19 protein-coding genes are annotated in these 22,936 nt (G+C 71.5%); 7 read left to right on the top strand and 12 right to left on the bottom strand.

Features of this window, described 5'->3' with window-relative positions; translation table 11 throughout:
• Nucleotides 1–100: 100 nt before the first annotated feature.
• On the top strand, nt 101–1,492 hold the full coding sequence (locus ACZ56E_RS20430) for a glucose-6-phosphate dehydrogenase (protein WP_471215966.1): 1,392 nt from the start codon (nt 101–103) through the stop codon (nt 1,490–1,492).
• Between the two features lie 203 nt (nt 1,493–1,695).
• Nucleotides 1,696–2,055 (top strand): effector-associated constant component EACC1, encoded by a 360-nt coding sequence (locus tag ACZ56E_RS20425; protein ID WP_471215964.1) that lies wholly within the window; start codon nt 1,696–1,698, stop codon nt 2,053–2,055.
• 42 nt (nt 2,056–2,097) lie between these two features.
• On the opposite strand, the gene ACZ56E_RS20420 is transcribed toward ACZ56E_RS20425, so the two are convergent.
• From ACZ56E_RS20420 to ACZ56E_RS20395, 6 genes are all read right to left on the bottom strand, one after another.
• Nucleotides 2,098–2,772, bottom strand: a complete 675-nt coding sequence (locus ACZ56E_RS20420) for a potassium-transporting ATPase subunit C (RefSeq protein WP_471215962.1) — start codon at nt 2,770–2,772, stop codon at nt 2,098–2,100.
• Between the two features lie 7 nt (nt 2,773–2,779).
• Complete coding sequence (kdpB, locus tag ACZ56E_RS20415) at nt 2,780–4,942, bottom strand: potassium-transporting ATPase subunit KdpB (protein ID WP_471215960.1); 2,163 nt, start codon at nt 4,940–4,942, stop codon at nt 2,780–2,782.
• A complete protein-coding gene (gene kdpA, locus ACZ56E_RS20410) occupies nt 4,939–6,603 on the bottom strand; it encodes a potassium-transporting ATPase subunit KdpA (RefSeq protein ID WP_471215958.1) in 1,665 nt (554 codons plus the stop codon). The genes kdpB and kdpA overlap by 4 nt, the downstream gene beginning before the upstream one ends.
• Nucleotides 6,604–6,611: 8 nt before the next feature.
• A complete protein-coding gene (gene kdpF / locus ACZ56E_RS20405) occupies nt 6,612–6,701 on the bottom strand; it encodes a K(+)-transporting ATPase subunit F (RefSeq protein WP_033264828.1) in 90 nt (29 codons plus the stop codon).
• Between the two features lie 208 nt (nt 6,702–6,909).
• Nucleotides 6,910–7,614, bottom strand: coding sequence for a bleomycin resistance protein (locus ACZ56E_RS20400; protein WP_471215956.1), 705 nt, complete (start codon nt 7,612–7,614; stop codon nt 6,910–6,912).
• A 60-nt stretch (nt 7,615–7,674) separates the two neighbouring features.
• Nucleotides 7,675–8,070 (bottom strand): cupin domain-containing protein, encoded by a 396-nt coding sequence (locus ACZ56E_RS20395; RefSeq protein WP_471216408.1) that lies wholly within the window; start codon nt 8,068–8,070, stop codon nt 7,675–7,677.
• A gap of 73 nt (nt 8,071–8,143) precedes the next feature.
• On the opposite strand from ACZ56E_RS20395, the gene ACZ56E_RS20390 reads away from it, so the two are divergent.
• Both ACZ56E_RS20390 and ACZ56E_RS20385 read left to right on the top strand, forming a co-directional pair.
• Nucleotides 8,144–9,187: a GlxA family transcriptional regulator gene (locus ACZ56E_RS20390; RefSeq protein ID WP_471215954.1), complete on the top strand. Its 1,044-nt coding sequence runs from the start codon at nt 8,144–8,146 to the stop codon at nt 9,185–9,187.
• 46 nt (nt 9,188–9,233) lie between these two features.
• Nucleotides 9,234–10,796 (top strand): acetolactate synthase large subunit, encoded by a 1,563-nt coding sequence (locus tag ACZ56E_RS20385; RefSeq protein WP_471215952.1) that lies wholly within the window; start codon nt 9,234–9,236, stop codon nt 10,794–10,796.
• Between the two features lie 21 nt (nt 10,797–10,817).
• Here the strand turns inward: ACZ56E_RS20385 and ACZ56E_RS20380 are convergent, their stop codons facing one another.
• Both ACZ56E_RS20380 and ACZ56E_RS20375 read right to left on the bottom strand, forming a co-directional pair.
• Entirely contained in the window at nt 10,818–12,197 is a 1,380-nt protein-coding gene (locus ACZ56E_RS20380) for a hypothetical protein (protein ID WP_471215950.1), read from the bottom strand.
• Nucleotides 12,184–15,063, bottom strand: coding sequence for a peroxidase family protein (locus ACZ56E_RS20375; RefSeq protein ID WP_471215948.1), 2,880 nt, complete (start codon nt 15,061–15,063; stop codon nt 12,184–12,186). The genes ACZ56E_RS20380 and ACZ56E_RS20375 overlap by 14 nt, the downstream gene beginning before the upstream one ends.
• Before the next feature lie 390 nt (nt 15,064–15,453).
• Between ACZ56E_RS20375 and ACZ56E_RS20370 the strand changes: the two genes are divergently transcribed.
• Nucleotides 15,454–16,731, top strand: coding sequence for a lipase family protein (locus tag ACZ56E_RS20370; RefSeq protein WP_471215946.1), 1,278 nt, complete (start codon nt 15,454–15,456; stop codon nt 16,729–16,731).
• Between the two features lie 12 nt (nt 16,732–16,743).
• Here the strand turns inward: ACZ56E_RS20370 and ACZ56E_RS20365 are convergent, their stop codons facing one another.
• Nucleotides 16,744–17,151 (bottom strand): YchJ family protein, encoded by a 408-nt coding sequence (locus ACZ56E_RS20365; RefSeq protein WP_471215944.1) that lies wholly within the window; start codon nt 17,149–17,151, stop codon nt 16,744–16,746.
• Between the two features lie 37 nt (nt 17,152–17,188).
• On the bottom strand, nt 17,189–17,890 hold the full coding sequence (locus ACZ56E_RS20360; RefSeq protein ID WP_471215942.1) for a FadR/GntR family transcriptional regulator: 702 nt from the start codon (nt 17,888–17,890) through the stop codon (nt 17,189–17,191).
• 138 nt (nt 17,891–18,028) lie between these two features.
• Here ACZ56E_RS20360 and ACZ56E_RS20355 point away from each other — a divergent pair, with 138 nt between their 5' ends.
• Entirely contained in the window at nt 18,029–18,544 is a 516-nt protein-coding gene (locus ACZ56E_RS20355; protein WP_468612278.1) for a gluconokinase, read from the top strand.
• An 89-nt stretch (nt 18,545–18,633) separates the two neighbouring features.
• Nucleotides 18,634–20,031 carry a GntT/GntP/DsdX family permease gene (locus ACZ56E_RS20350; RefSeq protein ID WP_471215940.1) on the top strand — a complete coding sequence of 466 codons (1,398 nt, stop codon included), beginning with the start codon at nt 18,634–18,636 and terminating at the stop codon, nt 20,029–20,031.
• Nucleotides 20,032–20,163: 132 nt separating this feature from the next.
• On the opposite strand, the gene ACZ56E_RS20345 is transcribed toward ACZ56E_RS20350, so the two are convergent.
• Nucleotides 20,164–21,729 carry an APC family permease gene (locus ACZ56E_RS20345; protein WP_471215938.1) on the bottom strand — a complete coding sequence of 522 codons (1,566 nt, stop codon included), beginning with the start codon at nt 21,727–21,729 and terminating at the stop codon, nt 20,164–20,166.
• A gap of 73 nt (nt 21,730–21,802) precedes the next feature.
• Nucleotides 21,803–22,765, bottom strand: coding sequence for a hypothetical protein (locus ACZ56E_RS20340; RefSeq protein WP_471215936.1), 963 nt, complete (start codon nt 22,763–22,765; stop codon nt 21,803–21,805).
• Nucleotides 22,766–22,936 lie beyond the last annotated feature (171 nt).

Raw genomic sequence — 22,936 nt, 5'->3', positions numbered from 1 at the left:
GAGTTGGGCGGATTATACGTCTTGCACAAGGATGCGAAACGTGTTCCGGACAGGAGGTCCGGGTATTCTCGCGGCGTCCGGTTCTCCTTGAGGAGGGTGCGTGACGAACGCATCAGCAGATGCTCTGGTCCTTTTCGGCGCGACCGGAGATCTGGCGCGCCGGAAATTGTGGCCCGCGCTCTATCGCTTGTCGCTGTCGGAGCAGTGGGTGCCCCCGGTCGTCGCCGTCGGACTGCCCGGGCTCGGCCGGGCGGGCTTCGAGAAGTTCGTGGCCGCGGCCGTGCACGACATGTGCGGCCCGGCGGACCGCGCGGCGGTGCGGGGGCTGCTCGCGGGGACGTGCTTCGTCGAGGGGGACACGACGGGGCGCGGCACGCTGGAGGAGGTGGCCGGGGCGCTGCGCCCGGCGGCCCGTCCCGTGTATTTCCTCGGCGTTCCGCCGCCGCGGGCCACCGCGACGATCGCGACGATGGGGGCCGTACGCCTGCCGCCGGGCGCCGTGCTCGTGGAGAAGCCTTTCGGCAATGACCTGGACTCGGCCCGGCGGCTCAATGCCTCCTTGCTCGAGGTGTTCTCCGCCGACTCCGTCCTGAGAATCGATCACTATCTCGGGAAGGAGGCCGTCGAGAATCTGCTGGCTTTTCGTTTCTGCAATCCCTTTCTGGAGTCGGCCTGGGACCGGAGAACCATTTCCCGGGTGCAGATCACGCATTGCGAGGTCAGGGGTGTGGACGGCCGGGGCGCGCTGTACGAGGGGATCGGGGCGGTCCGCGACGTGGTGCAGAGCCATCTGCTGCAGCTCGTCGGCATAGTGGCGATGGAGCGTCCGGCCGACGGCACCGCGGAGGCCTTCCGCGAGCGGATCGCGGACGCGCTCGCCGGGGTGCGTCCGGTGGCTCCCGGGCACCTCGTCCGCGGGCAGTACGCGGGGTACCGGGCGGAGCCGGGGGTGGCCGCCGATTCGACGGTGGAGACCTTCGCGGCGCTGCGGCTCGACCTCGACGCCGAGCGGTGGCGCGGGGTCCCGTTCCTGCTGCGCTCCGGCAAAGGTCTCGCGGCCACGGCGATCGAGGTGGTGGTCGACTTCGTGCCCACCGAGCACCGTCTCTGGTTCGCCCGGAAGGAACCGGGGCCGGCCCGCGTCCGCTTCCGGATCGGTGGCCAGGGCGGGGCCGTGCTCACGCTCAACGCCCGTGGCCCGGGGGCGGATCCCGGCCCGGTGCCGGTAGACCTCCGCCTCGACCTGGCGGACATGCCGACCGCGGACACCTCCGGGGGCGCGTGGGAGGCGTACACGCATCTGCTTTCGGACGCTCTGCTGGGCAGGACGGGACGGTTCGTGTCGATGCGCACCGTGGAGGAGTCGTGGCGCGTCGTGGCGCCCGCCTTGGAAGTGCGGGAGGCGCCGCTGGAGTATCCGCGGGGTTCGTGGGGGCCGCTGAAGTCGGCCGACCTGCCGGGGGGCGAGGGCTGGTGCGCGCCTCTTCCGTGACGGGTGGGGCGTCCGTCAGCCGCGCAGCCGGGAAGGGGTGCCTCCCACGTCGAACGCGGCCACCGCTGTACGCACTGCATCACCACTTCGGAGTCGGGGTCGGGCCAATTGACGTACGGCCGGACCGTGTTGTCGTGGGGCACAGTATGACGAGACGTCCATGCGCGGGCGCGGGCGCGGAAACGGATTTCGGTGGTGCGGCGATGGCGGTACAGATCGAGGTGACAGGCGGCCCCGCGGGGTCCGGCACGACGCTGGTCCGGGACCTGTACGCCTGGCTGCAGCGGGAGGACGAGCTCCGGGGCCGGGTCCGGCTGCGGAGCGGCGCCCCGGAGCCCGGGCAGATGGGCGCCATGACCGAGCTCGTCCTCACCGCCGTCAGCAGCGGCACGGTCGCCGCGCTGGTCGCGTCCGCGCAGCTCTGGATCAAGCAGCGCCGCGCGGACCTCTCCATCGTCGTCCGGCACCCCGACGGCAAGGAGGTGGAGATCGACGCACAGCAGATCTCGGGGGCCGAGGAGTTCATCCGAACGGTACTGCGCGACTCGGACCCGGCCCCTTGACGGTCCGGGCCGCCCCCGCCTGACGGCCCGGCCCCGCCCCCCTCAGGACCCGTCGGCGCCGGCCAGCTCCTTCAGGGCGATGTTGAGCCGCAGGACGTTGACGCGCGGCTCGCCGACGAAGCCGAGGGTCCGCCCGTCGGTGTGCGCGTCGACCAGCTTCTGGACCTGCCGGACGTCCAGGTGGTTCCTCGCGGCGACGCGGTGGACCTGGAGGTCGGCGTAGGCCGGGGAGATGTGCGGGTCGAGGCCGGAGCCGGAGGAGGTGACCGCGTCGGCGGGCACGTCGGAGGGCTCGACCCGGTGGTCCGCGGTGGAGTTGTCCTTGATGACGGCCGCCTTGGCGTCCTTCACCTGCCGGATGAGGTCCTTGTTGTCGCCGGAGAGGTTGGTGGCGCCGGACAGGAGCAGCTTGTACTGGGTGTTGACGGTGTTCTCGCCGAGGCCGTTGGAGGGGCGGGGCTGGAACCACTTGAGGTCCGGTACGGCCGTCTCCTGGCCCTTCTTCAGCGGCAGGTCGTAGCGCTGGCCGATGAGTTCGGAGCCGACGACCTCGCCGTCCGCGCTCACCTCGGAGCCGTTGGCCTTGTCGTGGAAGAGGGCCTGGGCGACGCCGGTCACCGCGAGCGGATAGAGGACGCCGCAGACCACGGTGAGGACGAGCAGGGCGCGCAGTCCCGCGCCGAGCAACCGGGCGGTGTTTCCTACGGAGTTGTTCATGGCCGAGTCACCCAATGCCGGGGATGAGAGAGATGAGTACGTCAATGATCTTGATGCCGATGAACGGGGCGACGAGTCCGCCGAGGCCGTAGACGCCGAGGTTGCGCCGCAGCATCCGGTCCGCGCTCATCGGCCGGTACCGCACGCCCTTCAGGGCCAGCGGCACGAGCGCGACGATGATCAGCGCGTTGAAGACGACCGCGGAGAGGATCGCGGACTCCGGCGACGACAGGTTCATGATGTTGAGCTTGTCGAGGCTCGGGTACGCCACCGCGAACATGGCCGGGATGATGGCGAAGTACTTCGCGACGTCGTTGGCGATGGAGAAGGTCGTCAGCGCGCCCCGGGTGATGAGGAGCTGCTTGCCGATCTCGACGATCTCGATGAGCTTCGTCGGGTTGGAGTCCAGGTCCACCATGTTCCCGGCCTCCTTGGCGGCCGAGGTGCCGGTGTTCATGGCCACGCCGACGTCGGCCTGGGCGAGCGCGGGAGCGTCGTTGGTGCCGTCGCCGGTCATCGCGACCAGCTTGCCGCCGGCCTGTTCCCGCTTGATCAGCGCCATCTTGTCCTCGGGCGTGGCCTCGGCGAGGAAGTCGTCCACGCCCGCCTCGTCCGCGATGGCCTTGGCGGTGAGCGGGTTGTCACCGGTGATCATGACGGTCTTGATGCCCATGCGGCGCAGTTCGTCGAAGCGCTCGCGCATGCCCTCCTTGACGACGTCCTTGAGGTGGATCACCCCGAGGACCCGGGCGCCGTCAGCGTCTTCCACAGCCACCAGCAGCGGCGTGCCACCAGCCTGTGAAATGCGGTCGTTGAGTTCCTGCGCATCCTCGGCGACCTCGCCACCACGTTCCTCGACCCAGGCGACGACCGAACCGGTCGCGCCCTTGCGGACCTTGCGCCCGTCGACGTCCACGCCCGACATGCGGGTCTGCGCGGTGAACGGCACCCACTCGGCGCCGGTCAGCTCGCCCTGGTGCCGCTCGCGCAGACCGTACTTCTCCTTGGCGAGTACGACGATGGAGCGGCCCTCGGGCGTCTCGTCGGCCAGTGAGGAGAGCTGGGCCGCGTCGGCGACCTCGGCCTCCGTGGTGCCGCGCACCGGCACGAACTCGGCGGCCTGGCGGTTGCCGAGGGTGATGGTGCCGGTCTTGTCGAGCAGCAGGGTCGACACGTCGCCCGCGGCCTCGACGGCCCGGCCCGACATGGCGAGGACGTTGCGCTGCACCAGGCGGTCCATGCCCGCGATGCCGATCGCGGAGAGCAGCGCGCCGATGGTCGTCGGGATGAGGCAGACGAGGAGCGCCGTCAGGACGATCATCGAGGTCTGGTCGTCGGCTCCCGCGTAGATCGCGAAGGGCTTGAGCGAGACGACGGCCAGCAGGAAGACGATGGTGAGGGACGCCAGGAGGATGTTCAGGGCGATCTCGTTGGGCGTCTTCTGGCGGGCCGCGCCCTCGACCAGGTTGATCATGCGGTCGATGAACGTCTCGCCGGGCTTCGTCGTGATCTTGATGACGACGCGGTCGGAGAGGACCTTCGTACCGCCCGTGACGGCGGACCGGTCACCGCCGGACTCGCGGATGACGGGGGCCGATTCGCCGGTGATCGCGGACTCGTCGACGGAGGCCACGCCCTCGACGACGTCACCGTCGCCGGGGATGATGTCGCCGGCCTCGCAGACGACGAGGTCGCCGATGCGCAGGTCGGTGCCGGGCACCGACTCCTCGACGCCGCCGGTCAGGCGGCGCGCCACGGTGTCGGTCTTGGCCTTGCGCAGGGTGTCGGCCTGCGCCTTGCCGCGGCCCTCGGCGACGGCCTCCGCGAGGTTGGCGAAGACCGTGGTCAGCCAGAGCCAGGCGGTGATCGCCCAGCCGAACCAGTCCCCCGGGTCCTTGACCGCCAGCACGGTGGTGACCACCGAGCCGATCAGGACCACGAACATGACCGGCGACTTGACCATGACGCGCGGGTCCAGCTTGCGGAAGGCGTCCGGCAGCGACTTGAGCAGCTGGGCCGGGTCGAAGAGGCCCGCGCCGACCTTGCCGGCTTCGGCGGAGGTGTGGCCGCTGGGGACGTCGTGGTGGGGGGCGCGGTCGGCGGTGGCGACGGATGCCGCTGCCCCGCCGGACCGGCCGTCACTGTCGTGCTGTGTGGTGTGAGTGCTCATGACGCCAGCCCCTCGGCAAGCGGTCCCAGCGCGAGCGCGGGGAAATAGGTGAGACCGGTGATGATCATGATGGTGCCGACCAGCAGACCGGTGAACAGCGGCTTCTCGGTACGCAGGGTGCCCGCGGTCGCGGGGACCGGCTGCTGCTCGGCGAGCGACCCCGCGAGCGCGAGGACGAACACCATCGGCAGGAAGCGGCCGAGCAGCATCGCGAGGCCGAGCGTGGTGTTGAACCACTGCGTGTCGGCGCCGAGGCCCGCGAAGGCCGAGCCGTTGTTGTTGGCCCCGGACGTGTAGGCGTACAGGATCTCGGAGAAGCCGTGCGCGCCGGAGTTCGTCATCGAGTCGGCCGGGGTGGGCAGGGCCATCGCGACGGCCGTGAAGCCGAGGACGAGCGCCGGGGTGACGAGGATGTAGCAGGCCGCCAGCTTGATCTCGCGGGTGCCGATCTTCTTGCCCAGGTACTCCGGGGTGCGTCCGACCATGAGGCCCGCGATGAACACGGCGATCATGGCCATGATGAGCATGCCGTAGAGGCCCGACCCCGTGCCGCCCGGCGCGATCTCGCCGAGCTGCATGCCGAGCATCTGGATGCCGCCGCCGAAGCCGGTGTAGGAGGAGTGGAAGGAGTTCACGGCGCCGGTGGAGGTGAGCGTGGTGGCCACCGCGAAGATCGACGAGCCGGCGACCCCGAACCGGGTCTCCTTGCCCTCCATCGCGCCGCCCGCCAGGTCGTAGGCCGGGGCGCCGTGGTGGAACTCGGTCCACATCATCAGCGCGGTGAAGCCGAGCCAGATCGTGGCCATGGTGGCGAGGACCGCGTAGCCCTGCCTGAGCGAGCCGACCATCCTGCCGAAGGTCCGCGTCAGCGCGAACGGGATGAGCAGGATCAGGAAGATCTCGAAGAGGTTCGAGATCGGGTTCGGGTTCTCGAAGGGGTGCGCGGAGTTGGCGTTGAAGTAGCCGCCGCCGTTCGTGCCCAGCTCCTTGATGACCTCCTGGGAGGCGACGGCGCCGCCGTTCCACTCCTGCTTCCCGCCGATGAACTGGCCGACCTCGTGGATGCCGGAGAAGTTCTGGAGGGCGCCGCAGGCGACGAGGACGAGCGCGCCGATGACGGAGATGGGGAGGAGGACGCGGACGGTGCCGCGCACCAGGTCGGCCCAGAAGTTGCCGAGCTCACCGGTGCGGGAGCGGGCGAAGCCGCGTACCAGAGCGATCGCGACGGCGATGCCGACGGCCGCGGAGACGAAGTTCTGCACGGCGAGGCCGCCGGTCTGCACGACGTGGCCCATGGCCTGTTCGCCGGAGTACGACTGCCAGTTGGTGTTCGCCACGAACGACGCCGCGGTGTTGAACGCCTGGTCCGGGTCGATGGACGTGAAGCCGAGCGAGCCGGGCAGCGAGCCCTGGAGCCGCTGCAGCAGATAGAGGAAGAGGACACCGGCCGCGGAGAAGGCGAGGACGCCGCGCAGGTACGCGGGCCAGCGCATCTCCGTGTCGGGATCGGCACCGATGGCCTTGTAGATCCACTTCTCGGCGCGAAGGTGCTTCTTCGAGCCGTAGACGCGGGCCATGTAGTCACCGAGCGGGCGGTGTGCCAGCGCGAGCGCCGCTATGAGCGCGAGCAGCTGGAGCACACCGGCGAGGGCGGGGCTCATATCCGTACTCAGAACCTCTCCGGAAAGACGAGGGCGAGGACGAGATAGCCCAGGAGAGCGACGGCCACGACGAGGCCGACGATGTTCTCGGCGGTCACAGCTTCGTCACCCCCTTGGCGACGAGGGCCACCAGCGCGAAGACCGCGATCGTGGTGGCGACGAAGGCCAGGTCGGCCATCGTGAGCTCCTGAAGGACGTGGACGGTGCAGTGCTTGCTCGGACGGTTAGAGGTAACCGCCCTTTCGGCCGTCCACGACCTTCGTTGACACCCTCCATACGGCGCGTTCAGCCGTCTTGACGGCTCTCTTACGGAGCGCTCAGCTCGGCGAGGCGCGCCAGGGCGTCGCGCACGGACTCCCGTTCCGCCTCGGTGAGCGGGAGCTCGGCGGCCCGGCCCAGGAGCCGCTCGGCGAGCTCGTCGTCGCCGAGCCGCCGGGCGATGTCGCCGCGCAGGACGAGCAGGCGCAGCTCCTGCTCGGGGGTGGGCCGTTCGTCGGTGAGCCCGAGCGCCCTGTCGATGATCTTCGCGGCGCCCGGCAGGTCCTCCTTGGAGTCGACGAACAGATCGGCCATGTGCAGCGCCCGCGCGAAGGTCCCCTTGGGCACGGGTCGCATCGACTGGTCCTCACTGATCGGCTGCCCGACACGGATGCTGTTGCCGCCGGGGTCGGTCATCAGGAACTGCCTCACCCCGTACGACATGTCCTTGAGCGGCCCGATGCGGGGCAGCCCGCGGGTGGGGATCTTGCCGTACGCCGCCTTCAGCCCGGCGCGGAAGGCGGCGTACAGGGTCTCCACGTCGTCCGTGAGGATGTAGCACCCGGAGTAGGACTCCTGGGGGTCGTACTCCTTCATGACGAAGAACTGCAGCTCGATGGTGCCGCGTTCGACGGCGGCGTACGGATAGGGGCTCTTCTGGAGGTAGGTCGTCTCGAAGCCCAGCGCGGTGTAGAAGTCGACCACCGGCTGGATGGTCCGGCACGGGAGGAGCGGGATCGTTTTCTCGGGCATGCGCGCAGCCTAGTCAAACTTGAATAGCTTGAACAGGAAGGCCGCCCTGCCCGGACGGACTCAGCCGGTCAGGGCGTGGCCCGTCGTCGCGTCGACGTGGTCCGGGATCTCGTCGTGACGGTCGCCGACCGTCAGGGTGCCGGTGGGTTCGAAGAGGAGGATGCGGGCGCCCTGGGGGGCGTACGGGCGGTGTTCAATGCCGCGCGGGACCGTGTAGAGCGAGCCCTGCGGGAGCGTGACCCTGCGCTCCCCCGACGGTTCGCGCAGGTCGATGTGGAGCTCGCCGCCGAGGACCAGGAAGAACTCGTCAGTATTGTCGTGGACGTGCCAGACGTGTTCGCCCTCGACCTTGGCGACGCGTACGTCGTAGTCGTTGACAGAGGTGACGATGCGGGGGCTCCACAGGGCGTCGAAGGAGGCGAAGGCCTGGTCGAGGGCGATGGGTTCGGTGCTCACGGCGGTGGGTTCACTGTTCATGAGGTGATCCTCCGGCGCGCCGGACCACCGCCACGAGTGCTAGAAATCGCACATGCCGCAAGAATCCTCGCAGCCGCCCGCCGAGCGGCCACCGCACCGCGTCGTGGTCGTCGTCGACGAGGGCACCAACCCCTTCGAAGTCGGAGTCGCCACCGAGGTGTTCGGACTGCCACGGCCCGAACTCGGCCTGCAGGGCGCGCTGTACGAGATCGTCCTGTGCGCCCCGAGGCCGGGCGTCCGCATGAACCACGGGTTCTTCACCCTCGCCGGCGTGCCCGGTCTCGACGCCGTGGACACCGCGGATACGCTGATCATGCCGGGCCGCCCCGACAACACCGTGCCGCGCGCACCGGACGTGCTCGCCGCGATCCGGCGGGCCCACGCGCGCGGCGCCCGGATCATGAGCTTCTGCACCGGCGCCTTCGCGCTCGCCGAGTCGGGCATCCTCGACGGCCGCCGGGCGTCCACCCACTGGCAGTGGGCCGACTCCTTCCGTGAGCGGTTTCCGGCCGTGCAGCTCGAACCCGACGTGCTGTTCGTGGACGACGGCGACATTCTCACCGCGGCGGGCAGCGCGGCCGCCATCGACCTGGGTCTGCACATCGTCCGCAAGGACTTCGGCGCGGAGGTCGCCAACTCCGTGAGCAGGCGACTCGTCTTCGCGGCGCACCGGGACGGCGGCCAGCGGCAGTTCGTGGAACGCCCCGTTCCGGAGGTGCGGGACGAGTCCCTCGCGCCGGTGCTCGCCTGGGCGCAGGAGCGGCTCGGCGACCCCGTCACCGTGGCGGGGCTCGCGGCCCGCGCCGGGGTGAGCACCGCGACCCTGCACCGGCGCTTCCGGGCCCAGCTGGGCACCACGCCGCTGGCCTGGCTGACCGGCGAGCGCGTGGCTCTGGCCTGCCGACTCATCGAGCGCGGCGAGGAGCGTCTGGACGTGGTCGCGCACCTCAGCGGCCTGGGCACCCTGGCCAATCTGCGGGCCCGGCTGCGCCGCGAGACGGGGCTGAGCCCGTCCGACTACCGGCGCAGATTCGGCCCCGGAACGCCCGTGGCGGCTGGCCGGATCCCGGCTGCCGCCGCGGCCCGCACCCCGTGAAGACTGGCCTGTCCCACCCTCGCCACCCCAGCAGAGGCGGACCGCCATGCCGAACGGAGCGCAGATCCTGATCGACGGCCTTGTGGGCGCGGGTGTCCGCGCCTGCTTCGCCAATCCCGGCACCTCCGAGATGCACTTCGTGGCCGCGCTCGACGAGACGCCCGAGCTGCGGCCCGTGCTGTGTCTCTTCGAGGGCGTGGCCACGGGCGCCGCCGACGGGTACGGGCGGCTGACGGGCCGTCCCGCGTGCACGCTGCTGCACCTCGGGCCCGGCCTCGCGGGCGGCCTGCCCAACCTGCACAACGCGCGACGGGCCGCGACGCCCGTCGTCAACGTCGTCGGCGACCACGCCCTGCACCACAAGCGGCTCGACGCGCCCCTGGAGTCCGACATCGGGGCGCTGGCCGGCACCGTCTCGGCCTGGACGCGGCGTACGTACTACGCCACCGAACTCGCCGGTGACGTCGCGGCCGCCGTCGCCGCGGCGACCGGGCCGCCCGGCGCCGTCGCGACGCTGGTCGTGCCCGCCGACGTGTCCTGGTCGGAGGCGGGCGAACCGCCCGCCGCCGTGCCGCCCGCCCCGGCACGCCACGGTCTGGTGTCCGTGGACGCCGTGACCGGCGCCGCCGAGGCGCTGCGGTCCGGTGCGGAGGTCGCGCTGCTGCTCGGCGGGGCCGCCGTGCGCGGCGCCGGACTCGAGGCCGCGGGGCGGATCGCCGCGGCGACAGGGGCGAAGCTCCTGTGCGAGACGTTCCCGGCCCGTCTGGAGCGGGGCGCGGGACGGCCCGCCGTCGAACGGCTCGGCTACTTCGCGTCGGGCGCCCTCGGCCAACTGGCGGGCCTGCGGCACCTCGTGCTCGCCGGAGCCGCGTCGCCGGTGGCCTTCTTCGCCTATCCGGGGCAGAGCGGGGCGCTGGTGCCCGAGGGGTGCGCCGTGCACCGGCTCACGGTCGGCGCGGAGGACGTGACGGCGGCGCTCGAAGGGCTCGCCGAAGTCGTCGGGCCCGGCGCGGGCCGGGTACGGGAGGAGGCGGTGCGGCCGGCGCTGCCCAGCGGTGAGCTGACCGCCGAGTCGGCGGCCGCGGTGATCGGGGCGCTGCTGCCGGAGGGTGCCGTCGTCGTCGACGAGGCGAACACGTCGGGGCTGTGGCTGCCCGGCGCGACCGCCGGCGCCCCGCCGCACGACTGGCTGACGCTGACCGGTGGCTCGATGGGGCAGGGGATGCCGCTCGCGGTGGGGGCGGGCGTGGCCTGTCCCGACCGGCCCGTGCTCGCGCTGGTCGGGGACGGCGCGTCGATGTACACGCCGCAGGCGCTGTGGACGCAGGCGCGGGAGGGGCTCGACGTCACGACGGTCGTCTTCGACAACCGGTCGTACGCGATCCTCAATCTGGAACTGGGGACGGTGGGGGCGGCAGGGGACGGCATGCGGGCGCGGCGGCTCCTCGACCTGTCCGGGCCGTCCCTCGACTTCGTCTCGCTGGCGCGCGGGATGGGCGTGCCAGCGGAACGGGCCACGACGGCCGAGGAGTTCGCGGCGCTCCTCAAGCGGGGCCTCGCCGAGCCGGGTCCCTTCCTCATCGACTGTGTGGTGCCGCCCCTGGCGTGACCCCCGCCCCACCGTCCTCTGTCAGGTGTCCCACAGGTCTTCGTGGCGGCGGTGTGCGTCCGTCAGGCCCGCGTTGAAGTACTTGTCGTAGTACTCCGTCTCCACGTGGTGGACCTGGAGCCACACCCCCGGGACGTGGATCGCGTCCGTGTGCGCGGGGAAGCGGCGGTGGGTGCGCAGGATGTACTCGCAGATGTCCCGCGCGCATTCGATCACCCGCTCCTCGTACTCACTCGCCTCCGCCAGGTACCGCTGCCCGTACTCCTCCTTGTAGATGCGGGCGAAGACGTCCTTGTCGCCGTAGGTGCCGCCGGGGCCGAACTTGGCGCGGATCACCGCGTCGACCGCCGCCGTCATCGAGGGGTGCGCGGGCGGGCACGCCGCCTGGATCAGGGGTTCGCCCGTGGGTGAGGTGAGGCCGACCGGGTGGGAGCGGACGTTCGCGTACTTGGGGAGCGGGACGTGCCAGCGCCACAGGTCCGGCAGGCGCCAGCGCGGGGTGACGAAGGTGAAGCCGAGCATCCTGCCGTACGCGCGGGAGAACTTCGGGTCGCCGAGCGCTATCTGGGGGTTGATGGAGGCGTGGATCCAGGCGCCGAGGCCCATCGCCTCGGCGCTGAGCATCAGGTTCTGCAGGAGCAGGTCCGCCTCTATCTGGGTGCGCAGCGGGCCGAGGGCGCCCAGCGGCAGCTTGATGTCGCCGTTGAGGAAGCCGTTCTTGACCCACTTCTTCACGCCCGCGGGCCGGTAGAAGTTGCGGTCGTCGACGAGGGTGGGGCGGACGTCGTCCGGCTGGGTGAGCAGGTACATCAGGGCGTTGATGTACTGGTGGGAGAGGTCCACCACCGGGAAGAGGACGGTCGTCCCGGGGAGGTTGGACAGGAAGCGGTTCGAGTCCAGGTAGGCCGGGAAGTCGCGCCGGTCCTCGGGGACGTCCAGGCGGTGGTCGAGGACGCGGACCTTCGCCTGCCGGGCCCGCTCGACCAGGCTCGTCGCGTCGAGGGGCGTGTCGGGGGCCGGGTCCAGTCTGCGCAGGAAGTACGTTCCCGAGTCGTTGATCAGGAAGAAGTGGGTGCCCTGCGCGTTGTCGGGGCTGCCCGCGGTGCGGCCCGCCATGGTCATGTTGGGCTTGGCCATGATGGGCTTGCCGTCGCGCGGGTCGTCGAAGGGCCGGTCCGGCATGGTGAGGCCGGTGCAGCCGGTGAGCGCGACGAGCACCGCCTCCTCCAGCTCGGACAGGGGCCGCGGCTCGTGCGGCGACCGGTAGCTCATCGAGCCCGCGGGGACGGCGGCGCCGCGGCTCACCCGGTGGGTGCGGCGGCGCCAGACCGTCTCCAGGAGGGGCCGGGCGAACAGGTCCGCGAGGCCCGGGTGGCCGGGGTCGCCGTCAGCCGGCCGCACGCCCGCCACCGTCGCTGATCGGCTGCACCTGACGCCACGGCGCGAACGCGCTCGCCCCGCGCGGCAGCAGGCCGGCGAGCTCCGGGCAGTGCCGGAGGAGAACGGAGTTCATGCCGCCCTTCTGGACCCAGTCGATGCCGAGCGGCGTGTAGATCTCGGGGCGGAAGTCGACGGTCAGGAAGCGGTCGCTCTGCAGCCGCCTGGTGGCCATCAGGATGAAGATGCGGAACGCCGTGTCGCTGAAGCCGAAGCCGTGCGGCGGGTTCTCGGCGAACAGGCCGACCACGGTGTCGATCTCGTCGACGGAGCCGTAGACGTCCTTGAGGCGGGCGACGGTCTCGGGGTCCTGCGACAGGTCCTCGAAGCGGCGGATGCGCTGCTTGTGCAGCCCCTCGCGGAAGTCGTTGTAGCGGGGCACGCCACGCCTGCGGGTGCGGACGAGGTCGACGACGGACAGGTCGATGATCTCGCCGTCGCGCTCGAAGTGCTGGAGCGCGCGCGGGAAGTTGTGCAGAGTGATGGCGCCCGGGTGGGAGATGCCGAAGGAGTACAACGTGTCGGCGAGGCCCGTCTTGCGGATGGCGGCCTCGGCAGCGGCGCCCTGGATGTCGTGGAAGCCCAGGGTCTCCAGGCGCTGCCCGAAGTGGTGCTCGCGCATCTCGAAGTCGTCGGGGATCAGGGGGTGCATGCGGTAGACGGTGACGAAGTCCTCCGTCAGGGAGTACGGCGCGCCGTGGTGGTCCGGCAGCGTCCTGGGTATGCCCGTCAGCGAGTGCGACTCGAACAGCCAGAGGCCGAGCTTGTTGAGCCAACTGCTCGGCGGACCCTCCCAGTTGGTGCGCAGACCGATGTCGATGGCCTCGGTGGCGAGGATCGCCGGGGTCCACTCCACGGTGTGGATCTTGGCGATGAGCGCGGAGACGACGAGGCGCGCGGTGTGGTAGACGCTCTCCTGGCTCATCGACGGGTAGGCCTGCCGCAGCGCGTCGCAGACGGCGTTGTGCTCGCGGGCGAAGAGGGTGTGCATCGCGCTGAGGCCCATCCACCAGCTCTCGGCGAAGCCGGTCAGCGGGATGCCGTTCGGGCCGATGGGCAGGTGGCCCTCCTCCAGGCGGAGTTTGGCGCCGCCGTCGGGCTCGCGCAGGAACCTGGCGGTGTGTTCGTTCTCGCCGTACACCTCGGAGCCGTCCCACCAGTGCGACGCGGTGTTGGCGAAGAGGATCGGCGGCTGGTCGCCGGGGAGTTCGACGCCTTCGTTGTCGGCGAAGCGCATCACGCGTTCGGCGGGCCCGCCCGGGGTGTTGTACCAGGTAGTGCCGGGCGGCAGCGGCACCTCGACGGACTTGCCGCCGGGCTTGTGGCGGCGGTGGTTGACCCAGTCGTGGACCTGGAACTGGATCCAGGCGGCGGCCAGGACGTTCAGCGAGGTGGCGGGCAGGAACGTGTCGCGGTGCAGCAGCTCACGGCTGACGGTGACCGGGTTGGGGACGTCGAAGAGGTCGGGCCGGTAGACGGGCTTGAGGTTGCGTCCGAAGGGGGCGCCGACGGCTCCCATGGTCGGCCTGGAGAGGTCGTTGTATGTCCCGTCGTAGGAGCGGACGGTGCGCAGTTGCTCGTCGGCCGGGGCGGGCACGGGCATGGTCTTCGGCGGCGCCTCGTGCACGTCGGTGTCGATGAGGTTGAAGCGGCGCAGCGCCTTGCGGAGGAAGACGAGGTTGAGCAGGCCGGCCTGCACGGGCAGCCTGTGCCACGGCACATAGCGGTTGAGCAGCCGGAGGGCCGCGTCGGTGGGTATGCCGACCAGCTTGTTGCGCAGGGGCTCCTCGGTGACGAAGCGCAGGCCGTGCCGGTGGGCGGCGCTCGCCTCGTACGCCGTCTTGCGGGCCCGGTTGAGGTTGCCGAGCGGGCGGAAGTCCTCGGTGGTGAACCAGGGGTTGAAGCCCATCACCTCCACGCGGCCGCCCGCGGCGCGCGCCTCTGCGGTGTCGAGGTCCTGGCTTGGGATGGTGAGCGTGGCCACGGGCACGGCGGGGGCGACGGACTCCAGCCACTCCACCGAGCCGTCCTCGACGGGGGTGCGGCGCTCGTCGACGTACCGCTGCAGGCACAGTTCGAAGGTGACGTCCTGCCGGGCGAGCCGGGTCTCCAGGTCGCGGCGCAGGTACTGCGGGTCGCGGCGCTCGGGGCCGGACTTGGCGGTGGCCGCGCCGCCCGCGGGGCGCAGCAGATAGCGGACCGGGCCCGCCTCGCCCCACAGGATGGCGCTGCGGCTCCAGTACGTCTCGGCGGCGAGGCTGTGCACGGTGCGCCGGGTGGCGGCCTGGACGTTGCGGCGCATCCTGGTGGCGGTGGTGGGGCCGAGGGTGAGCGGGAGTTCGACGAAGAGCGCGACGGCTTTCCGCAGCCGGGTCGTCGCGCCCGCCATGGCCTTGGCGAAGGCGACGAACTCACGGGCGTCGCGGGCGTGCGAGACCGGGTGGTTGGTGGCGAGCAGGTCGTGGTGCTCCTCGGTGGACACGGCGACGCGCACGGCGACGCCGCGCAGGTCGGGGGCGCCGTCGGCCTGCCGGATGCCGCCCGCGTTGGAGAGCCGCACGGTCGCCGGGTACGCGGCGCCGGGCTGGGCGAAGCCGCAGCGCAGCGTCTCGGGCAGGTCGTCGTGGAAGCGCAGGCGGGCGTTCTCCACGCCGAGGGCGGCCTTCTCGTGCTGGACGCGTCCGATGTCCGCCGCCCGGGCCGCGCGCCGGTTCTTCTCCTGGACCTTCATCAGTTCCTTGGCCAGTCGCTCGAAGAGCCGGCGCTCCGCATCCGGGCTGCCGCCCAGATAGCGTTCGTAACTTGGCTGGTGCTGTCCGCTGTCGGCCATCGGGCGCCTCTTCCTTCGCACGTTCCTTCGCACGGCTGGTGGCGGTACTGCGTACGGGACAGGGGGGCAGGCAGACGCTACTGGCGGCACCGGTCGGCCGCAGCGATGGTTCCCGCCTATGTGCGGGGCCGCCCCGGCGCCTCGAACTGGCGGGCGGGCCAGGGCGTTTGGGCCCGTGGGCGGGGTGGTCCCGGGTGCGGCGGGCGACGGCGGGTGTTCCGTTCACACCCCGTGTGAGTCTCCGTTCCCATCAGTCCCACGCGCGGGGCGCGCGCGATGGCCAAGTCCCGTCGGGTGTCCGGCGCCGCGGCGCGGGCCGGTTGACGGTGCGCCGGGCCGGTGGTGTGCTCACCACTCCGTTGCAGTCACCGCTCGTCGTGGGGGAACGCCATGCGGGACGACTTCGCCAGGGGGCCGAGCTTCGCGGAGCTGCGCCCGTTCAAGGAGCCCACCGAGGGCGCGCCGGGGCACCCGGCCTTCCCCGTCCACCGGAACCTGGTGGACCTGCTGGCCACGGGCAAGGGCCTGCCGGACCCCGAGGGGCCCGTCCCGCACACCATGGCGACGTGCGCCGCGTACGCGTACGCCGGTGCCGGGCGCGTCGGCGATCCGCGTACCGTCGCCATGATCATGTCCAGGCTGGGCCTCGAGGAGAACCGCTGCCGCGTCTTCGAGCAGCGGGTGGACGCCATGTACATCGCGTCGGCCGCGTATCTGATCCAGGACAAGGACCGGCGGGTGGTGATCCTCTGCTACCGCGGCACCCAGCCCGAGGACATCATCAGCATCCTCACCGACGCCGACGTGCGCCCGGAGACGCTCTGCGTGGACCTGGCGGGCGAGCGCCACGAAGTCCACGCGGGCTTCTACCGCAACATGCGCGCCACCCGGCACCTCATCATGCAGGCCCTCGACCGGGCGGCCCGCGGCGAGTCGGTCGACCCCGAGGAGAAGGGCGTACGCGGCGACGGCATGGAGGCGCTGTACATCACCGGACACAGCCTCGGCGGGGCGATGGCCGCGCTGATGGCGGTCGTCCTGGCCCACGAGCCGCGCTACCACTCCGTCGCCGAGCGGCTGCGGGCCGTCTACACCTTCGGCCAGCCGCTGCTCGGCGGGCCCGAGTTCGCCGACGCCTGCGCGCGGGCCACCGACCACCGGGGCGAGTACGTGCTGCGCGACCGGCTGCTGCGCTACATCTTCGACCGTGACGTCGTGCCCGCGCTGCCGCCGCGGCCCGTCGGGCCGTACGCCCCCTTCGGCCGCGAGCTGCACTACCGCAGGCCCCGCGGGGTGGCGGAGGGGACGCTCGCCTTCGCGGCGGAGACGGCGATCGACGCGGTGTCGCTCCCGGGCGACCTGCTGCGCGGGCAGCTGCGCCGGATGGCGGGCCGCAGGGCGCGGGCGGCGGGGCGCTCGCTGGCCGAGCTGGCGCGGGGGCCGCGGGCCGGCGGCTGGGCCGAGGTGCGCGACCCCGGCCTGCACTATCCGCAGATGGACAGCCTCGCCGGGCTCGCGGTGGTGGCACCCCTCGCGTTCTTCGCGGCGCGTCTCGCGTTGACGCGGACGATTCCGTTCACGTACTCGTTCGAGGACCACGGGCCGGGGCACTACGTCAACGCGCTTGCTCCGCCGGGGGTGTTGAGCGAGTTCGGGGATGTGCGGTGAGGTACTTCGTCCCTAGTCGATGAACGTGCCGTCGACGTACACCCATGCCCCGTCGACGCGCTCGAAGCGGCTCTTCTCGTGCAGGGAGTCGGGGCGGCCGCTGTCGGTGTAGCGGGCCCGGAAGGTGACTGTGCCCGTGGTGTGGAAGGTCGTGCCCTCCGTGGTTTCCTCGATCTCCAGGCCCACCCAGCGCAGCGCCGGGTCGAAGTCGATGTGCGGCGGCCTGGTCCGCGGGTGCCAGGTGCGCAGCAGGTAGCCCTCGTCCCGTACGGCGAAGGCGCTGTAGCGGGAGCGCATCAGCTCCTCGGGGGTGGCCGCTGCGGCCTCGCCGCGGTGCAGCCTGCCGCAGCACTTCTCGTACGACAGGGGCTGCCCGCAGGGGCAGGGCGTGGCGGTGGGGCGTGGCGCGCGTCGGGACATGGCGTCCATTGTCGCCGACCGGGTGCGCGCCGGGATCTCAGGGCGCGAGGATGTCCAGCTCCTCCAGGGCGCCCAGGGCGATCTCCCGCGTCAGCGCCTCGGCACGGACCGCGTCGCCCTCCCTGACCGCCTCGGCGACCTGGACGTGCAGGGTGACGGCGGGCGGGTCGGGGTCCTCGAACATCACCTGGTGCGCGGTACGGCCGGTGAGGACCTCGGCGACGACATCGCCGAGCCGGGCGAACATCTCGTTGCCGGACGCGTTGAGGATGGCCCGGTGGAAGGCGACGTCGTGCTTGAGGTAGCCCTCCAGCTGGTGTCCGCGCGAGTGGGCGACCATCCCGAGGGCGCACTCGGTGAGCTCCGCGCACTGGGCGGCCGTGGCGTGCCGGGCGGCGAGCCCCGCGGCGACCGGCTCGATCGCCGACCGCAGGACGGTCAGGGAGCGCAGCTGCCGCGCCCGGTCGGCACCGGCGAGGCGCCACCGGATGACCTGCGGGTCGTAGACGTTCCACTGCTCGGCGGGCAGCACGGTGACGCCCACGCGGCGGCGGGACTCGACGAGGTGCATGGACTCCAGGACCCGGACCGCCTCCCGCATCACGGAGCGGGACACCTCGAAGCGCTGGCCCAGCTCGTCCGTGCGCAACACGCTGCCCGGCGGGTACTCGCCGGCGGTGATGGCGGGCCCGAGGCTTTCCAGTACGCGGGAGTGCAGCCCTCGGGCGTGTGCGGTCATGACGGAAGCCTACGAGGAGCGACCCGGGAACAATAAGTCAGACTTTTATGTCACAGACTCTTGAATTCGTCAGACCTAATGGGTTTCAGTGACGTGAACAACCGACCGATGTCGATGAAGACAGCGAGGCAGTACGCGATGCAGGATCGGCGCACCCCCCACGTCGTCGTGGTCATGGGCGTGGCAGGGACCGGCAAGACCACGATCGGGCCCCTGCTCGCGGACCGGCTCGGCGTTCCCTACGCCGAGGGCGACGACTTCCACCCGGCGGAGAACATCGCGAAGATGTCCTCCGGCACGCCGCTCACCGACGACGACCGGTGGCCCTGGCTCGACGCCATCGGCGCCTGGGCGCACGGGCGGGCCGGGCTCGGCGGGGTGGTCAGCAGCTCGGCGCTGAAGCGGAGCTATCGGGATCGGCTGCGGGCCGCCGCGCCCGATGTCGTCTTCGTCCACCTCACCGGTGACCGGGCCCTCATCGAGGACCGGATGTCGCATCGGCAGGGGCATTTCATGCCGACGGCGCTGCTCGACTCCCAGTTCGCCACGCTTCAGCCTCTCGGGGCGGATGAGGCGGGCGTCGGCGTCGACGTCGCCGGGTCCCCGGAGGAGATTGCCGACCGGGCGGTCGTGGCCTTGAGGGACCTCGACTAGGCACTTCGTCTGCGGGCCGCATGTGGCTGGTCGCGCAGTTCCCCGCGCCCCTATCGGGGCACGACTCACCCACGTACAAGGAAAGCACCGTGACCCATCTCAGCGTCGAGATGTTGGCAGCGGAGTCCGTCGAGCCGATCACCTCGGCGGGCCATGCCCAGCTGGGGATCGCCGTCCTCGCGGGCATCGCCGTCATCGTCCTGCTCATCACCAAGTTCAAGCTGCACGCGTTCCTCGCGCTGACCGTCGGGTCGCTCGCGCTCGGCGCCTTCGCCGGCGCCCCGCTCGACAAGGCCATCGCCAGCTTCACCGCCGGGCTCGGCTCGACGGTCGCGGGTGTCGGTGTGCTCATCGCGCTCGGCGCGATCCTCGGCAAGCTGCTCGCCGACTCCGGGGGCGCCGACCAGATCGTCGACACGATCCTCGCCAAGGCGGGCGGGCGCTCGATGCCCTGGGCGATGGTCCTCATCGCCTCGGTGATCGGTCTGCCGCTCTTCTTCGAGGTCGGCATCGTGCTGCTGATCCCGGTCGTCCTGATGGTCGCCAAGCGCGGCAACTACTCGCTGATGCGGATCGGCATCCCGGCGCTGGCCGGCCTGTCCGTGATGCACGGGCTCATCCCGCCGCACCCCGGCCCGCTCGTCGCGATCGACGCGGTCAAGGCCAACCTCGGTGTCACGCTCGCGCTCGGCGTCCTCGTCGCGATCCCGACGGTGATCATCGCGGGCCCCCTGTTCTCGAAGGTCGCCGCCCGCTGGGTGGACGTACCTGCCCCCGAGAAGATGATCCCGCAGCGCCCGTCGGAGGACCTGGACAAGCGTCCCGGCTTCGGCGCGACGGTGGCGACCGTACTGCTGCCGGTCGTGCTGATGCTGGCCAAGGCGCTGGTGGACATCGTGGTCGACGACCCCGAGGCCACCGTGCAGCGGGTCTTCGACGTCATCGGGTCGCCGCTGATCGCCCTGCTCGCCGCGGTGATCGTCGGCATGTTCACGCTGGGCCGCGCGGCCGGGTTCACCAAGGACCGGCTGTCGACGACCGTCGAGAAGTCCCTCGCCCCGATCGCGGGCGTGCTGATGATCGTGGGCGCGGGCGGCGGCTTCAAGCAGACGCTCATCGACGTCGGCGTGGGCCAGATGATCCTTGACTTCTCCAAGGACTGGTCGATCCCCGCGCTGCTCCTGGCCTGGCTGATCGCGGTGGCCATCCGGCTCGCGACGGGCTCGGCGACGGTCGCGACGATCTCCGCGGCGGGTCTGGTGGCGCCGCTCGCCGCCGACATGTCGACCTCGCACACGGCGCTGCTCGTGCTCGCGATCGGTGCGGGTTCGCTCTTCTTCTCGCACGTCAACGACGCGGGGTTCTGGCTGGTCAAGGAGTACTTCGGCCTTGACGTCGGCCAGACGATCAAGACGTGGTCCGTCATGGAGACGATCATCTCCGTGGTGGCGGGAGCGCTGGTCCTGCTCCTTTCGCTGATCATTTAGCGTTCACGGCCATAGCCGGATGTGCCGACGGCCGCGCTGGAAATTCCAGCGCGGCCGTCGGCATATCCAGCCCGTCCGGCGATTGAGGACGAACTCGGCGAAGCCGGTGACCGACCGAGCCACGTGCAACCGTTACGCCCCCGGCGAGCCCGACGCCTTCTCCAGCTGGAACGCCTCGTTCCCGAGGCCGATCCGCGCATGGGCCTCCGGGTTCCTGGAGCGCAGGATCAGGCCGTAGAGGACGCCGATCGCCGCCGCGGCGAAGATGACGCCGGGCAGTACCCAGCTGAGCGCGGAGCCCTCGCCCGCGCCGACGAGGACGTCGAAGTCCTTGACGGTGTAGCCCGCGATGACGAGCAGTCCGACCGCGGCGAGCGCGGACGCGGCGATGCGCCAGGCCTGGGCGCGCGCGGCGCCGCGGCGGGCGAAGAAGACGATGACGGCGACGGACGCGGTGGCCATCAGCAGGATCACGCCGAGGGCGCCGATGTTGCCGCCCCAGGTGAACAGATGGAGGACGGGTGCGGTCGGGTCGCCCGCCTTGCCGTCGTCGGCGAGAGCGAAGCCGATCACGACCACCACGGAGATGACGGTCTGGAGCAGCGAACCCGTGCCCGGCGCGCCCGTGGATGTGTTCGTGCGGCCGAACGCGGCGGGCAGCAGCCCCTCGCGGCCCATCGCGAACGCGTACCGCGCGACGACGTTGTGGAAGCTGAGGATCGCCGCGAACATGCCGGTGACGAACAGGACGTGCAGGACGTCGGTGAAGGTGCCGCCGAGCCGGGACTCGGTGAGGCCGAAGAGCAGTCCCGCGCTCTGTTCCTGGGCGGCAGGGACGATGCCGGACGGGCCCGCCGCGACCGTCAGCGCCCAGGAGCTGAGCGCGAAGAAGACGGCGACGAAGCCCACGGCGAAGAACATCACGCGGGCGACGACGACCTGCGGGCGGCTGGTCTCCTCGGCGTACACGGGAGCCTGCTCGAAGCCGGTGAAGGCGGCGATGCAGAAGCAGAGCGAGGTGGCCACGCCCGCGCCGGTGAGCGTGTCCGGGTTGAACGCGTGCAGCGACAGGCCTTCCTTGGCCGGGTCGACGACGGCCGCGATGTCGAAGATGACGACGAGCGCCACCTCGATGAGGAGCAGTACGCCGAGCACGCGCGCGTTGAGGTCGATCTTCAGCCAGGCGAGGACGCCGACGAGGGCCACGGTGACCAGCGCCGGTATCCACCAGGCGACCTCGACCTCGAAGTACGTCTGGAGCAGCCCCGACACCTCGAAGCCGAGCAGTCCGTAGAGGCCGGCCTGGAGGGCGCTGTAGGCGACGAGGGCGACCAGCGAGGCGCCGGCGCCCGCGGTGCCGCCGAGGCCGCGGGATATGTAGGCGTAGAAGGCGCCGGCGTTGTGGACGTGCCGGCTCATCTCGGCGTACCCGAGGCTGAAGAGCGCGAGGACGACGCCGAGGATGAGGAAGAGGAGGGGCTGCCCGACGACGCCCATCACGCCGTAGGTGGTGGGCATGACGCCGGCGACGACCATCAGCGGCCCGGTCGCGGCGAGCACGGAGAGCAGCAGTCCGGCCGTGCCGAGCCGGCCCGCGCGCAGCGCCTGCTCCTGTCCCTTGTACGTGCTGATCCCGGTGTCACCCGTCGGTTCACTCGGGGATCTGGTGCCGCTCGGGCTTGAACTTCCCGTCGCCATGGCGCGGTTGTCCTTTCGGGGGGTACTGATCGGGGACGTACTGTCAGAGGGCGTACTTCCGGAGAATGTGCCGTCAGGCCGCGCCGAACGCGGTGGCCCGCGCGGCGGTGAACGCCGCGTACGGGTCCCGGTCCGGGTACGACCAGGGGGCCGGGGTCGCGTGCCGTCCGATGCGGTGGAAGAGCGCGGCGGCTTCGGCGGCCCGGCCCTCGCAGGACTTCGCGTGGGCGAGGAAGTTGAGGTCGACGTGGCAGCGCGGGTGGGCGGGCTCGTCGGGCGTCTCCCACTCCAGCCACCAGTCGAAGGCGGCCTTCATGACGCCGCGGGCGCGCCGCCCGACCCAGTGTCCGGACGCGGCCGGGTCGGACGGTTCGAGGCCGGCGGCGGCGAGGACGCGGTAGCGCTCGGCGTGCGCGACGACGGGCAGCACTGCCAGGGGCGAGTCGGCGGGCGCCTGTTCGGCGGCCCAGGCCGCGAAGTCGTACACCTCGTGCATCGGGTCCTGGCCCGCGCCGGGGCGCCGCTCGGCGAGCCGGGCGACCATCAGGTGGTGGGCGTGGTGGTGCTCGGGGTGGCGGTGCCGGATCTCGTCGAAGAGGCGTACGACGTCCTCCTCGTGGCCCAGCGAGCGTTCGAGGAGGAGCAGCGCGAGGATCGGGGTGGGGTCGGCGGGGACGCGCGCGGCGGCGTCGCGGCAGCGGGCCCGCACCCGGTCCGAACGCTCCTTGCCGCGCAGCGCCTTGTGCACGGCGGCGAAGGCGAGCAGCACCTCGGCGTCGTGGCTCTCGGGCTCGGCGAGCTGCCAGTCGCGGGCCCATGCGGTGGTGGTCGGCTCCTGGCCGAGTACGTCGAAGCGGTGGCCCCTGCGGTCCCAGTCGTCGCCGGTGGCGGCGAGCAGCGCGCGCACCTCGGTCCAGCGGCCCTGCGCGAGTGCCGCCCGGGCGGTGACGAGTTCGGCGTCGTCGAGGGCGGCGTCGAAGGCGTGCCCCGCGGCCTTTTTGCGGGAACGGCCCAGTGGGGGTGGGGGTGGTGACACCGCGGGACGTCCTCCCCGGCGCGGCTTGCGAGCGGATGATCACGCACAGCAAAGCGGTAGGCACGTCTCCACGTCAAGGCCCGGCGGCGCCCGGCCTTCACCAACTCGTCTCGAAATCCGCAGACTTCGCCCGCCACCCGGGCGGCCTCCCCTACCCTCCGCCGGTCGGTT

It is taken from the genome of Streptomyces sp. NPDC039480, assembly GCF_055597165.1.
This window is presented reverse-complemented; position numbering and strand designations above follow the sequence as displayed.